The organism is Sphingomonas sp. URJC2 (assembly GCF_059803575.1).
The window spans coordinates 17694-31417 of the sequence record NZ_JAPFGX010000005.1; the positions used below are offsets into that span (position 1 = coordinate 17694).

Below are 13724 nucleotides of genomic sequence, written 5' to 3' on the forward strand. Positions count from 1 at the left end.
CCATGAAAAACGGCATAAGGCAGGCCGTAACCGGCGCAGCGGACGGAGGAGCTTGTCGGTTCAGCGGCCATGCGCCATCCCCTATCCGCACCCGGCCCCATGGCCCAAGGAGATTCTGTTCCGTGATCCGCACCCTCGCTCTGCTGCCCGCGCTGTTGCTGGCGGGCGCATCGGCCCAGGCGCTTGCCCAGACGCCGCCCCCCGCGCCCGCCCCCGCAGCCACCCGGCCGGCCGCCCCCGATCTGGTCGTCACCATCGCCGTCGACCAATTTTCGGCCGACCTGTTCGCGGAATACCGCCAATATTTCAGTGGCGGGCTGAAGCGGCTGTCGCAGGGCGTCGTCTTTCCCTCCGGCTATCAGTCGCACGCCGCGACCGAGACCTGCCCCGGCCATTCGACGATCCTGACCGGTGCCCGCCCGGCGCGCAGCGGCATCATCGCCAATGACTGGCTGGACCAGTCGATCGCGCGCGCGGACAAGACCGTCTATTGCGCCGAGGACGAAAATGTCGCGGGCAGCAGTTCGTCCAATTACACCGTCTCGCCCGTCCATCTGAAGGTGCCGACGCTCGGCGACCGGATGAAGGCCGCCAACCCCGCCAGCCGGGTAGTGTCGGTGTCGACCAAGGACCGCGCGGCGGTGATGCTGGGCGGCCACCGCGCCGACCAGATGTGGTGGTGGAATGGCCGCGACTATGTCGGCCCCGCCGGCCAAACCGCCGATCCGGCGGTGGCGGCGGTGCGCGCGAGCGTGGCCGCACGGCTTGCCGCGCCGCGCCCGGCGATGGAGCTGATCGCCCCGTGCGACACCCGCGCCCGCGCGGTGCCGATCGGCGGCGGCAAGACCGTGGGCGATGGCCGCTTCGCACGGGCGGCGGGCGACACCCGCGCCTTCCGCGCCTCGCCCGAAAGCGATGCCGCGACCGTCGATCTCGCGCTCGCCTTGTTCGACTCGCTCAAGCTGGGGCGCGGCCCTGCCCCCGATCTGCTGGCGCTCAGCGCCTCGGCCCCCGATTATGTCGGCCACACCTATGGCACGGCAGGGAGCGAACAATGCCTGACGCTGATGGCGCTCGACCGCGAGCTGGGGCGGCTGTTCGCCGCGCTCGATGCCAGCGGCGTCCGCTATGTCGCGGTGCTGACCGCCGATCATGGCGGGCATGACCTGCCCGAACGCAATGTCCGCCACGCTGCCCCCGACGCGCAGCGCGTCGACCAGCGTTTCGACCCCAAGGCCATTGATGCCGCGATCCGCCGCGAGCTGAAGCTCGCCGGCCCGGCGCTGATCGCGCAGGGCGGCGACCTTTATGTCCACCGCGACGTGCCGGCGCGCCGCCGCGCCGCCGTGATCCGCCGCGCCGCCGAGCTGGTGCGGCAAAGCCCGCTGGTCGAGGCGGTGTTCACCGGCACCGAATTGGGGGCGATGCCGCAGCCCGAAGGCCCGCCCGAGACCTGGTCGCTCGCCGCGCGGGCGCGCGCCTCCTATTTTCCGGGCCGGTCGGGCGATCTGATCGTGGCGCTCAAGCCGCGCGTGACGCCGATTGCCGATCCGCGCGGCGGCTATGTCGCCACCCATGGCAGCTTCTGGGATTATGACCGGCGCGTGCCGATCCTGTTCTGGTGGCCCGGCGTGCAGCCGTTCGAACAGCCGCTGGGCGTGGAGACGGTGGACATCATGCCGACGCTCGCCGCACTGCTGCGCCTGCCGGTTGACCGGGCGGAGATTGACGGCCGCTGCCTTGACCTTGATGCGGGCGACGCCGACAGCTGCGCCGTCAGATAAGCCGCCGATGGAGCCTGTATGATGTCCCGACTGCCCCGCGCGCTGTGCGCCATTCCCGCGCTGCTGGCGCTCGCCGGCTGTGCGGGCGGCACGGGCAATGAGACGGCAGAGGCGGACGGATCGGCCGCGGTCGCGGCGACCGCCAATGCCGCGGTCGACACCGTCGATGCGGCACTGCGCGCAGCCGAGACGCAGATGGAGGCCGATCTGACGGTGGATCAGCCGGGCGAGACCGCCCGGCCCGCCGGCCCGGCAGCCGTCAACTCAAGCGATAAGGGGGCGGCACCCGGCGATGCCCCTGAAGCGGGGGGCGCTCAACCGGTCGCGCCGGCCCCCGACGCCGGCGGGAACGACAGCGATCCGGGCTGACCTTCCCGGTCTTCCGCGCCTGCGCCTCAGCGCCAGGCGGTCAGGCGGCCCTGATCGTCGACCAGGAACAGCATGTTGTTGGCGACGACCGGAGCCAGCGAAAAGCCCTTGCCGGCCTTTTCGATCACCGACTGGATCTGGCCGTTCGCGGGATCGACCGACACGATCTCGCCCCGGCTGTTGATCAGCACCAGCCGCCCGCCGGCGAGCATCGGGCCCTTCCAGCCAATGGCCCCGGTCTTTTTCTTTTCATTGCGATAGCGGCGCAGCTGGGTGGCCCAGCGCACCCGGCCATTGGACCGCGCGACCGCGAGCAGCCGGGCATCCTCGGTGACGACGAACGCCCATTCGCCCGCCACCCAGGGCATGGAAATGCCGGCGGCGTTGATTTCCCACAGCCGCTGGCCGGTGAACAGATCGAGCGAGACCATGCGCCCGCCGGCCCCGATGGCGATCACCCGGCCCTGATCGACGACTGGCGGCGCATCAATGTCCGACAAGGTGGCGACCGAGGTCGAGATGCTGGTCCGCGACAGCGCATCCTGCCACAGCGGCCGGCCATTTTCATAGCGGAAGGCGTCAAGTTCGCCCGACGAGAAACCGGCGACCACCGTGCCCTGCCCGGCCGCCGGCGCGGCGACGCCGAACACGCCCGACACTTCCAGCGTCGCGCTGTCGGTCCATTCGACATTGCCGTCGCTCTGGCGCAGCGCGAACAGCTGATTGTCCTGGCTGACGACGAACAGATTGCCGGCGAACAGCGTCGGCGCACCGCGCAGCGGGCCGCCCGGGCGCTTTTTCCAGATCATGCTGCCATCGGCCGCGTTGAACGCGGCGACATCGCCCAGCCCGTTGGTGGCATAGACGCGGTCGCCCTCGGCGCTCACCCCGCCGCCGAACAGCGCGCCGCTGACCCCGGTCGCCTCGCCGCTCCAGAAGCCGATGCCGCCCTTTGAATCCTTTTCATCGCCGACGAACACCGTCCACAGCTTGGCGCCGGTGTCGGCGTTGAAGGCGTGCAGCCGCGCCAACGCATCGACGATGAACAGCCGTCTACCGGCCACCACCGGGGCCGCCGCCAGCCGCGAACGCTTTTTATAGCCCGCATTGACGCGCGCATCCCAGACGCGCTTCGGCGTCGCGCCCAGCCCGAGATGCCCCATCGACTTGGCGGCATTGCCGCCGGCCTGCGTCCAGCTGTCATTGACGATCTGCACGGGCAGCAGCACGTCGACCGACGCCAGCCCCGGATCGACATCGGCATTGGTTTCCGAAACCAGGATCGGCACCCGGTTGCCGATAACCGGCGTCTTGGGCTTGGCCTGTTTGAACGTGCCGCAGCCGGCCAGCGCGATGGCAAGGGCAAGGATCAGGGGTCGGGAATAAGGGCGGATCATTGCGGAAGCACTCGGCTGGAACGGAAACGGAAAGGCGACAGGATCAACACAACGGCGCGCGGGCGCGGATCGCCTCAGCGCCCCTGATTGTCGACGCCCAGCAGGGCGGCGATCTGGACGGCGCGGGTGCGGATCGTCTCGGGCACCGACGGGTCGGCGGCGATGGCGGCAAAGATCGGCCCGGCGGCCTGGGGCCGGCCGGCCTTCAGATGCGCGGCGGCGACCATTTCGCCTGCGCTGCCGAACCAGGCATTGCCCTTGGTCGCCAGCGGCTGGAGCCGGGTGATCACCGTCTGCGGGGGCAGCTGATCGAACTCGACCGCCGTCTGGCGGATGAGCGCCAGATCGCGCAGCGGCTGCGGCAGGCCGGTGTCGCCGGCCACTTCGGCAAAGCGCGCGGCGGCGGTGCGCGCGTCATCGGCCTGGGCGGCGACACCGCCCAGCGCCAGCCGCGCGGCGGCGCGGTAGCCGGCACGGTCGGACCGGCTCAGCTCCTCAAGCGCGGGCTTGGCATCGCTGAACCGGTTGGCCGACAGCTTGTCGACGGCGGCTTGCAGCTTTTCACCGGTCAGCCCGGCCTGCTGGTCCTGATAATGACGCCAGTAGAGATAGCCGGCGAACACGGCGAGCCCGGCCAGGATGACGACCAGCACCGTGCGCCCATAGCGCGCCCAGAATCCGAAGATCTGATCGCGGCGCAGCTCTTCGTCGACTTCGCGGATGAATGCGTCGCTATTCTGCGGCGGAAGGGCCAAGCCAGTTCTCCGTCGGTTGGGAAATCAGCCGCCGTCTTAGCCGCGCGGGCCGTGCGGGGAAAGAGGCTGGCGGGATAAGCGGTCGGGACATGCCCCTTATTTGGGCGCGTAGATCTCCGCATCACCCGGAAAGCGGCGCGCGCGCACATCGCCGGCATAGGCGGCAGCCGCGCCGTCGATCAGCGCGGCCATGTCGGCATAGCGGCGCACGAAGCGCGGCGTGCGTTCGAACAGGCCGAGCATGTCTTCGGCCACCAGCACCTGCCCGTCACAGGCGGCGGATGCGCCGATCCCGATCGTGGGGCAGGCAATCGCCTCCGTCACGGCAACGCCGATCGGCTCGACCACGCCCTCCACCACCACGGCAAAGGCCCCGGCATCGGCAATGGCGCGGGCATCGGCGACGACGCGCTGCGCGGTCGCCTCGTCGCGCCCCTGCACGCGGTGGCCGCCAAGCATGTTCACCGCCTGCGGCGTCAGCCCGACATGGCCCATCACCGGAATGCCGCGCCGGACGAGAAAGGCGACCGTCTCCGCCATCGCCTCCCCGCCCTCCAGCTTGACGGCGGCGGCCCCGCTTTCCTTCAGGATGCGCGCGGCGCTGGCAAAGGCCTGTTCGGACGAGGTTTCATAGCTGCCGAACGGCATGTCGACGACAACCATCGCGTGATAGCTGCCGCGCACCACCGCGGCCCCGTGCGCGCACATCATGTCAAGGCTGACCGGCAGCGTCGATGGCAGGCCATAGACCACCTGCCCCAGGCTGTCGCCGACCAGCAGCATGTCGCAATGCGGATCGAGCAACTGCGCCATCCGCACCGTATAGGCGGTGAGCATCACCAGCGGCTCGCCCCCTTTCCGCGCACGGATCGCGGGCGCGGTCAGCCGCTTCATCGGCTGCGGGGTCGGGTTGGCGCGGCTGGTCGCGGTATCAAGGGTGTAGGTGGTCGACATGCCGCGCATTTAGGCGGGCAAGGCGGCGGCCGTCCATCGGCGATTGGCGTCAACCGGACATTGACGCGGCGGTCGGCGGGGCTGGGGAGCGGGGCCGCTTGGGCCCCCGCAAATGACAGCGCGGAGCCGGGCACGACCGGCCCGGCTCCGCCGCTTGTCAGACCGCAGATGCGGCCGGGATCAGAAGCCGGTGGCGACGTTCAGCGGCACAAAGGCCGAAGTGGCGGCACCGGTGAGGCCAAAGCCCAGCAGCAGGGCGGCAATCGCAGCAATCATCTTCATGTCTCAGTCTCCTTTGTTTTTGGCCCGAGCGCGTCCGCCACCGCCAAGGGGGAGAGAGAGGGCGGCGGCCACGCTCGGGCGATATTCCGTCCGCGCAATCGCGCGGCCCGGAGAGACGCTGCGGGCGTAAGGGGGTGGGCGCTCCGCAACGTCGACCGGCAGTGCCGGCGTGGGTGAGCATATAGCGATGTTGCAATTTTATTTCAATACCGTTTCGGTAGACAAATATTGCGCCGCAGCATGATCGCGGCTCAGAATCGTGCGCCGGGGCCGGTTCGGACGGCATCAGCGCCCCTGCCCGCCCCCGTCGCCGAGTCGCGGCGACCGCAGCGGCACCCGCGAGTCGCGCCGGCGGATTGACGGCACAGGCCAGCGCCCAAACCGGCCCCGCCCCCCCGACCGTCACTGCCCGCCATTGCCCCCTTGCCGCGCCGGCCAGCGCCCGCTATCTGGGCCGCCGCATCAGCCGGGGTCACCCCCGCGACGCCCACCGAGCGGGTATGATGTAATGGTAGCCTGTCAGCTTCCCAAGCTGAACGCGCGGGTTCGATTCCCGCTACCCGCTCCAGCTTTCAGAGCCCGTTCTGCCGCCCCCTTTGCCCCGCCGTCCCCGCCGGGCTAGGCAGGGGCATGTCCAGCGCCGCCCCCACTCCTGCGCCGTCCGGTCTTGCCGCTGATGGCCATGCGGTGCGGTTCGTGCTGGTCACGATCTTCATCGATGCCATCGGGTTCGGGCTGATCATCCCGGTGCTGCCGCGGCTGTTGATGGGGGTGGGCGGCGTCGATCTGCCGGGGGCGATCCGGATTGCGGCGTGGCTGGGGCTGGCGATTGCCGTCGCCACCTTCTTTGCTGCGCCGGTGCTCGGCAATCTGTCCGACCGGTTCGGGCGGCGGCCGGTGCTGATCGTGGCGCTGGCCGGGCTGGCGGCCGATTATCTGCTGCTGGCGCTGGCCGACAGCCTGATGCTGATCGTGATCGGCCGGCTGCTGTCGGGCGCGCTTGGCGGCTCCTATGCCCCCGCGCAGGCGGCGATTGCCGATCTGACCGCGCCCGAGGCGCGGGCGCGGCGGTTCGGGCTGGTCAGCGCGGCGTTCGGCGTCGGCTTCATCGCCGGGCCGGTGATTGGCGGGCTGCTCGGCCAGCTCAGTGACCGCGCGCCCTTCTACGCCGCCTCGGCGCTGGCTGCGCTCAACATGCTTTATGGGCTGACCGTGTTTCCCGAAACGCTGGCCCGCGCCAACCGGCGGCGGTTCGACTGGCGGCGGGCCAATCCGCTCGGCGCGCTGGCGGCGGCGCGCGCGGCGCCGGGCATGATCCATGCTGCGCTCGTCCTGACGCTGTGGCAGATTGCCAGCCTCGTCTATCCGCTGACCTGGAGCTTTTACGGCATTGCGCGGTTCGGCTGGTCGAACGCGATGATCGGGCTGAGCCTCGCGGCGGTCGGCATCGTCATCGCCGCCAGCCAGACCCTGCTCACCGGGCGCGCCGTGCACCGGTTGGGCGAGCGCGACGCGGCAACACTGGGCCTGATCGCGGCGATTGGCGGCTTTGTCGCCTATGCATTCATCACCCAAAGCTGGATGGCCTATGCCGCGCTGGCATTCATCGCCGGCCAGTCGCTGGTCCAGCCCAGCCTGATGGCGATGCTGTCGCGCCGCGCGACCGCAGAGACGCAGGGCGAGGTGCAGGGCATTGCCAGCATGGCGCTTGGCCTCGGTTCGATTGTCGCACCACTCGCCTTGACCGGGGTGATGGCAGAAACGACGCGGCCGGGCGCGCCGCTGTGGCAGTCAGGCGCGGCGTTTCTGGTCGCGGCGGGCTTTGCGCTGCTCGCGCTGGCGCTGCTCCGCCGCCTGCCGCGCGCGGTCGGCTAGATCGTTTCTGCGCGCCTCTGGGCGCGGGAGCGGCACCGGCCCGCACCCCTACCCGGCCTCCCACATGATGTGGGCGTGGGACGCCGGGTGGGGGTGCGGGCCGGTGCGCGCCGGGTTCAGATTCCGTCGGCCACGCTGTCCCGGCCGGTTGCCGCCAGCCGCGCGGCGAGATCGGCGGCGCAGGCGTCGAGCGCGGCCTGATCGGTCGAGCGGATGACGAAGTTCGCCCCCACCCGCCCCTCGCGGAAAAACGGATAGGAGCCGATCTGGCAGCCGTCATGCGCGGCCTCGGTCTGGCGGAGCAGGTCAGCGACCTCGCTTTCCGCGACCCAGCAGCCCAGCGTCGCCGACAGGAGCGGCCGCCCGCCCTCCAGCGTGCCCGACAGCGCATCGAGCATCATCGCGGTGATGTTCGGCACCCCCGCCATGATGAAGATATTGCCCCAGCGAATGCCCGGCGCGCCCGACATGCGGTTTTCGATCAGGTCCGCGCCGTCGGGCACGCGCGCCATGCGCAGCCGCGCCTCGGTCAGCCCGCCCCGGCTGGCATAATAGGCCTCGAGCACCGCGCGGGCGCGCGGATGGACGATCACCGGCACGCCCACCGCGGCGGCAATGGCATCGACGGTGATGTCGTCATGCGTCGGGCCGATCCCGCCGGTGGTGAACAGATAATCGTTGCGCGCGCGCAGTGCGTTCACCGCCTCGACAATCGCGGCTTCGGTGTCGCCCACCACCCGGACCTCGGCCAGGCGGATGCCCTGCAGGTTCAGCCACAGGGCGATCTGGGCGATGTTCCGGTCCTGCGTGCGGCCCGACAGGATTTCGTCGCCGATGATCACAAGGCCGGCGGTCCAGATGCGTTCGCTGGTCATGCCCGCTCCTTCATCCAACGGCGTTGGATTGACAAGCGTTCGTGTCTATATGCGGGGGGATGACCAGCTATATCGACGCCAACGACACCAGCCTTGCCCGCACCAACGCCATCCGGCTGCACGGCCCCGAGGGTTTTGAAGGCATGCGCCGGGCCGGGCGGCTGGCGGCGGAGATTCTGGACGATATCACCCCCCATGTCGTCCCCGGCGTGACCACGGCGGCGCTCGACGACATCATCCGCGCCCATATGCTGCGCGCGGGCGCGGTGCCGGCGACGCTCGGCTATCGCGGCTATACGCACAGCTGCTGCATCTCGATCAATCATGTCGTGTGCCACGGCATCCCGTCCGACCGGACGCTGCGCGATGGGGACATCGTCAATATCGACGTGACGCCGCTGCTCGATGGCTGGCACGGCGACACCAGCCGCATGTATCTGGTCGGCGATGTGCCGATCAAGGCGCGGCGGCTGGTCGACGTCACCTATGAATCGCTGATGCTGGGCATCGAACAGGCGCGGCCGGGTAACCGGCTGGGCGATGTCGCCCATGCGATCCAGCGCCATGCCGAAGGGCATCGTTACGGCGTGGTGCGCGATTTCTGTGGCCATGGCCTTGGCCGGCTGTTCCACGACGCGCCCGAAGTCGTCCATGTCGGCCGCCCCGGCACCGGGCCGGAACTGCGCCCGGGGATGTTCTTCACCATCGAACCGATGATCAATATCGGCCGGCCCGACACCAAGCTGCTCGACGATGGCTGGACGGCGGTGACGCGCGACCGGTCGCTGTCGGCGCAGTTCGAACATTCGATCGGCATCACCGAAACCGGCTGCGAGATCTTCACCAAGAGCCCGAAGGGCCTCGACCGCCCCTATCTGTAACGCCGGCGCGGGGGCGGGGTTGTTTGTGCCGCGCCTGTCGGCGCGGGGGCGGCGGGTTGTTTGTGGTGCGGCTCACGCCGCACGGGCGGCACCGGCCCGCACCCCCACCCGGCCTCCCATAGCGTATCCTGCCGTGGGGAGGCCGGGTGGGGGTGCGGGCCGGTGCCGCTCTTCCCAAACACAAACTCCCGGTGCCGTTCTTCCAAAAAAAGAAGTAGCGATTTACAACTGATCTCGGCACTCTCCCGACCCGGATGACCGCGACGCATGATCGCGGCAGCTGGGCAGGAGAGGATCGATGCGGGCAGTGATGGTGGCGGCGCTGATGGTCGGCGTCGCGGCGGTGGCCAATCCCCATGCGTTGGCGGGCGCGCCGGGCGGTGCGGGGTCGGGCAAGGCCAGACCGGGCAGCGGCGTCGATGCCGCCTATCTGGCGAGGGGCGGCAACGGCACCGACTGGCCCTCGGTCGGCGGCGGATCGGACGAGCGGCGGTTCAGCCCCCTTGATGCGATCAACGCCGGCAATGTCGCCAGTCTCGGCATCGCCTGGTGGGCCGATCTGCCCGATGCGCGCGGCCAGGAAGCGACCCCGGTGATGGTCGACGGCGTCCTGTATCTGACCGGCCCATGGTCCAAGGTGTTCGCCTATGACGCGCGCACCGGGCGCCTGCTATGGACGCACGACCCCAAGGTTCCCGGCGAAACCGCCGTCCGCGCCTGTTGCGACGTCGTCAATCGCGGCGTGGCGGTGTGGAAGGGGCGCGTGTTCGTCGGCGCGCTCGACGGGCGGCTGATCGCGCTCGATTCGGCGACCGGGCGACAGCTGTGGAGCGTGCAGACCACCGATCCCGCCCGCCCCTACACGATCACCGGCGCGCCGAGGATCGTGAAGGACATGGTCGTCATCGGCAATGGCGGGGCGGAGTTTGGCGTGCGCGGCTATGTCACCGCCTATGACGCGGCGACCGGCGCGAAGAAATGGCGCTTCTACACCGTCCCCAACCCGGACGGGCGGCCCGATGGCGAGGCATCGGATGCAGCGCTTGGCACCCATGCGGCGGCGACATGGTCGGCCGGCGGCCAGTGGCGGCAGTCGGGCGGCGGCGGCACGGTGTGGGACGCGATCGTCTATGACGCGGCCCTCGACCAGCTCTATATCGGCGTCGGCAACGGCAATCCGTGGAACCATGGCCTGCGCTCGGCGGGCGAAGGCGACAATCTGTTCCTGTCGTCGATCGTGGCGCTGCGGCCCGACAGCGGCGAATATCTGTGGCATTATCAGGAAACGCCCGGCGAAACCTGGGACTATACCGCGACCCAGCCGATCATCCTCGCTGAGCTGGACGGGCGGCCGGTGCTGTATCACGCGCCCAAAAACGGGTTTTTCTTCGTCCTTGACCGGCGCAGCGGGCGGCCGCTGTCGGCGGACATGTTTACCAAGGTGAACTGGGCGACCGGCTATGATCCGGCGACATGGCGGCCGGTCGAGGCCCCGGAGGCGCGCTTCTACCGCACCGGCAAACCGTTTCTGGCCGTGCCCGCCCCCATCGGCGCGCACAGCTGGCAACCGATGAGCTTCAGCCCGGCGACGGGGCTGGTTTATCTGCCGGTCAACGACATTGCCTTTGGCTATCTGCCGCCGCTTTTGCCCGGCGACGATCAGCCACGCCCGCTCGGCTTCAACACCGGCACGAACCTGACCGAGGGCGGGCTGCCGCGCGACCCGGTGCTGGTCAAGGCCGCCATCGCCGCCACGCGCGGGGCGCTGGTCGCCTGGGATCCGGCGGCGCGGCGGGCGCGCTGGCGGGTCGATTATCCGACGCCCTGGAATGGCGGCACGCTGGCGACGGCGGGCAATCTGGTGTTTCAGGGCACAGCGCTGGGCGAGTTGCGCGCCTATGCCGCCGACAGTGGCCGCCAGCTCTGGTCGCTGCCGACCCGGTCGGGGGTGATGGCGGCCCCGGCGACCTATACGCTCGATGGCACCCAATATGTCGCCTTCACGACCGGTCGGGGCGGCGCGTGGCCGCTGACCGCAGGGGCGGCCGGCGGCGCGGCCAATCAGGTGCCGAGCATCCCGCGCCTGATCGTGCTGAAACTGGGCGGCAAGGCCCGGCTGCCGGCGGCGGAGACGGTCGAGCTGCCGTTCGATCCGCCCGTCCAGACCGCATCGGCCGAAACGGTGCTGGCGGGCAAGCGGCTGTTCGCGCGCTATTGTTCGGTGTGCCACGGCTCGGGCGCGGTCGGCGGCGGGGTGACGCCCGATCTGCGCCGGTCGGGCCTGCTGGGCGATGCCGCGGCATGGGCGTCGGTGGTGCGCGATGGCGCGCTGACCGAGCGCGGGATGGTGAGTTTCCGCGCGGTGGTCGATGCGGCGGGGGCGGAGGCGCTGCGCGCCTATGTGACCGGGGAGGCGCATTATGCGCGCAGCCAGCAACAGGCAGCCGGTGCGGGCGGATCGGCGGGCACGCGCTGACCGGCCGGGGCGCGCCGGAAAACTGCCCAATTGCGCGGCATTTGCCGCCCGTCTGCCCAGCAAATGGGCAGACGGGCGGGACATTTCGCATTTGCAGCGGCGCTTGCTTGCGACTCGCCGGGCGGCGGGCTTATGCAGGGTCAGGCGGCGGACACACGCCCGGGGGGATGAGCAGCCAGTGAAAAAGATCGAAGCGATCATCAAACCCTTCAAGCTCGACGAGGTGAAGGAGGCGCTGCACGAAGTCGGCGTGTCCGGCATCACCGTGACCGAGGCCAAGGGCTTTGGCCGCCAGAAAGGCCATACCGAGCTGTATCGCGGCGCCGAATATGTCGTCGATTTCCTGCCCAAGGTGAAGCTGGAGGTCGTCGTTGCCGACGAACTGGCCGAGCGGGTGGTGGAAGCGATCAGCAACGCCGCCAAGACCGGGCGCATCGGCGACGGCAAGATCTTCGTCCTGCCGGTCGAGACCGCGCTGCGCATCCGCACCGGCGAACGGGACAATGACGCGCTGTAAGGCGCGGGTTCAGGCTTTGGGGCGGCTGCCGGTGTCGCCTTTTCCGGGGCGCTGACGCCCCAGTTTCCACCCGCCCCGGCCATGCCGGCCCGGGGCACCACCAAGGACAGACTGATGCCGACCACCGCTGCCGACATTCTGAAGCGCATCAAGGACGAAGAGATTGAGTGGGTCGATCTTCGCTTCACCGACCCCCATGGCAAGTGGCAGCATCTGTCGATGTGCGCCGGCGTGATGGACGAGGATGCGCTGACCGACGGGCTGATGTTCGACGGCTCGTCGATCGCCGGGTGGAAGGCGATCAACGAAAGCGACATGATCCTGAAGCCGGATCTGGATGCCGCCTATGTCGATCCGTTTTCGGCCACGCCGATGCTGATCCTGTTCTGCGACGTCGTCGAGCCGTCGACCGGCGAGCTTTATGCCCGCGACCCGCGCTCGACCGCCAAGCGCGCCGAAGCCTATCTGAAGCAGACCGGCATCGGCGACACCATCTATGTCGGCCCCGAGGCCGAGTTCTTCATGTTCGACGATGTCCGGTTCGAAAATGGCTATAACACCAGCTATTACCGGATCGACGATATCGAGCTGCCGACCAACACCGGCCGCGCCTATGATGCCGGCAATCTGGGCCACCGCCCGCGCGCCAAGGGCGGCTATTTCCCGGTCGCGCCGGTCGACAGCGCCGTCGACATCCGCGCCGAGATGGTCTCGACGATGCTGGAAATGGGCCTGCCCTGCGACAAGCATCATCACGAAGTCGCTGCCGCCCAGCACGAACTCGGCCTGACCTTCGGCACGCTGGTCGAAACCGCCGACCGGATGCAGGTCTATAAATATGTCGTCCATCAGGTCGCGCATGCCTATGGCAAGACCGCGACGTTCATGCCCAAGCCGATCAAGGAAGATAATGGCTCGGGCATGCACACCCACATGTCGATCTGGGCCGAGGGCAAGCCGCTGTTCGCGGGCAATGGCTATGCCGGCCTGTCGGAAATGTGCCTTTACTACATCGGCGGCGTCATCAAGCATGCCAAGGCGCTCAATGCCTTCACCAACCCGACGACCAACAGCTACAAGCGGCTGGTGCCGGGGTATGAAGCGCCGGTGTTGCTCGCCTATTCGAGCCGCAACCGCTCGGCCTCGTGCCGCATTCCCTATGGCGCGGGGGCCAAGGCCAAGCGCGTCGAGTTCCGCTTCCCCGACGCGCTCGCCAACCCCTATCTCGCTTATGCAGCGCTGCTGATGGCGGGGCTGGACGGCATCCAGAACCGCATCCATCCGGGTGATGCGATGGACAAGAACCTCTATGATCTGCCGCCGGCCGAGCTTGCCAATGTGCCGACCGTCTGCGGGTCGCTGCGCGAGGCGCTCGACTCGCTCGAGGCGGACATGGACTTCCTGCTCAAGGGCGATGTGTTCAGCCGCGACCAGATCGAGGCCTATATCGAGCTGAAGCGGGCCGAGGTCGCGCGCTGGGAAATGACCCCCAGCCCGGTCGAGTTCGACATGTATTACAGCGGCTGACCGGCCGGCGGGTGGGCCATTTGCCGGCCCGC

Annotated in this window: 11 protein-coding genes and 1 tRNA gene; 8 read left to right on the top strand and 4 right to left on the bottom strand. The window is 69.2% G+C overall.

Annotation, left to right across the window (positions count from 1 at the left end; translation table 11 throughout):
- The first annotated feature begins 122 nt into the window (after positions 1–122).
- Both OPU66_RS03595 and OPU66_RS03600 read left to right on the top strand, forming a co-directional pair.
- On the top strand, positions 123–1784 hold the full coding sequence (locus OPU66_RS03595) for an alkaline phosphatase family protein (RefSeq protein WP_498552241.1): 1662 nt from the start codon (positions 123–125) through the stop codon (positions 1782–1784).
- Between the two features lie 18 nt (positions 1785–1802).
- On the top strand, positions 1803–2153 hold the full coding sequence (locus OPU66_RS03600) for a hypothetical protein (RefSeq protein ID WP_498552242.1): 351 nt from the start codon (positions 1803–1805) through the stop codon (positions 2151–2153).
- Between the two features lie 26 nt (positions 2154–2179).
- Here OPU66_RS03600 and OPU66_RS03605 read toward each other — a convergent pair whose 3' ends face one another.
- From OPU66_RS03605 to panB, 3 genes are all read right to left on the bottom strand, one after another.
- On the bottom strand, positions 2180–3550 hold the full coding sequence (locus OPU66_RS03605) for a PQQ-binding-like beta-propeller repeat protein (RefSeq protein ID WP_498552243.1): 1371 nt from the start codon (positions 3548–3550) through the stop codon (positions 2180–2182).
- A gap of 74 nt (positions 3551–3624) precedes the next feature.
- Positions 3625–4305 carry a tetratricopeptide repeat protein gene (locus tag OPU66_RS03610; protein WP_498552244.1) on the bottom strand — a complete coding sequence of 227 codons (681 nt, stop codon included), beginning with the start codon at positions 4303–4305 and terminating at the stop codon, positions 3625–3627.
- Between the two features lie 96 nt (positions 4306–4401).
- Positions 4402–5259, bottom strand: a complete 858-nt coding sequence (gene panB / locus OPU66_RS03615) for a 3-methyl-2-oxobutanoate hydroxymethyltransferase (RefSeq protein WP_498552349.1) — start codon at positions 5257–5259, stop codon at positions 4402–4404.
- Between the two features lie 776 nt (positions 5260–6035).
- On the opposite strand from panB, the gene OPU66_RS03620 reads away from it, so the two are divergent.
- Positions 6036–6109, top strand: a tRNA-Gly gene (locus OPU66_RS03620).
- Between the two features lie 62 nt (positions 6110–6171).
- Positions 6172–7416 carry an MFS transporter gene (locus OPU66_RS03625; RefSeq protein WP_498552245.1) on the top strand — a complete coding sequence of 415 codons (1245 nt, stop codon included), beginning with the start codon at positions 6172–6174 and terminating at the stop codon, positions 7414–7416.
- 116 nt (positions 7417–7532) lie between these two features.
- Here the strand turns inward: OPU66_RS03625 and OPU66_RS03630 are convergent, their stop codons facing one another.
- The gene (locus tag OPU66_RS03630; RefSeq protein ID WP_498552246.1) at positions 7533–8291 is read right to left on the bottom strand and encodes a competence/damage-inducible protein A; all 759 of its coding nucleotides are present in this window, start codon (positions 8289–8291) and stop codon (positions 7533–7535) included.
- Between the two features lie 59 nt (positions 8292–8350).
- Between OPU66_RS03630 and map the strand changes: the two genes are divergently transcribed.
- From map to glnA, 4 genes are all read left to right on the top strand, one after another.
- Positions 8351–9172, top strand: a complete 822-nt coding sequence (gene map / locus OPU66_RS03635; RefSeq protein WP_498552247.1) for a type I methionyl aminopeptidase — start codon at positions 8351–8353, stop codon at positions 9170–9172.
- Positions 9173–9470: 298 nt separating this feature from the next.
- Positions 9471–11648 carry a PQQ-dependent dehydrogenase, methanol/ethanol family gene (locus OPU66_RS03640; RefSeq protein ID WP_498552248.1) on the top strand — a complete coding sequence of 726 codons (2178 nt, stop codon included), beginning with the start codon at positions 9471–9473 and terminating at the stop codon, positions 11646–11648.
- 178 nt (positions 11649–11826) lie between these two features.
- On the top strand, positions 11827–12165 hold the full coding sequence (locus tag OPU66_RS03645; protein WP_160592676.1) for a P-II family nitrogen regulator: 339 nt from the start codon (positions 11827–11829) through the stop codon (positions 12163–12165).
- Positions 12166–12279: 114 nt separating this feature from the next.
- Positions 12280–13692, top strand: a complete 1413-nt coding sequence (gene glnA, locus OPU66_RS03650; protein ID WP_498552249.1) for a type I glutamate--ammonia ligase — start codon at positions 12280–12282, stop codon at positions 13690–13692.
- Positions 13693–13724: the final 32 nt, after the last annotated feature.

Coding starts and splice junctions, on each gene's coding strand:
- OPU66_RS03600 (WP_498552242.1), top strand. CDS start 1,803: ATGATGTCCCGACTGCCCCGCGCGCTGTGCGCCATTCCCGCGCTGCTG.
- OPU66_RS03605 (WP_498552243.1), bottom strand. CDS start 3,550: ATGATCCGCCCTTATTCCCGACCCCTGATCCTTGCCCTTGCCATCGCG.
- panB (WP_498552349.1), bottom strand. CDS start 5,259: ATGTCGACCACCTACACCCTTGATACCGCGACCAGCCGCGCCAACCCG.
- OPU66_RS03625 (WP_498552245.1), top strand. CDS start 6,172: ATGTCCAGCGCCGCCCCCACTCCTGCGCCGTCCGGTCTTGCCGCTGAT.
- OPU66_RS03630 (WP_498552246.1), bottom strand. CDS start 8,291: ATGACCAGCGAACGCATCTGGACCGCCGGCCTTGTGATCATCGGCGAC.
- map (WP_498552247.1), top strand. CDS start 8,351: ATGACCAGCTATATCGACGCCAACGACACCAGCCTTGCCCGCACCAAC.
- OPU66_RS03640 (WP_498552248.1), top strand. CDS start 9,471: ATGCGGGCAGTGATGGTGGCGGCGCTGATGGTCGGCGTCGCGGCGGTG.
- glnA (WP_498552249.1), top strand. CDS start 12,280: ATGCCGACCACCGCTGCCGACATTCTGAAGCGCATCAAGGACGAAGAG.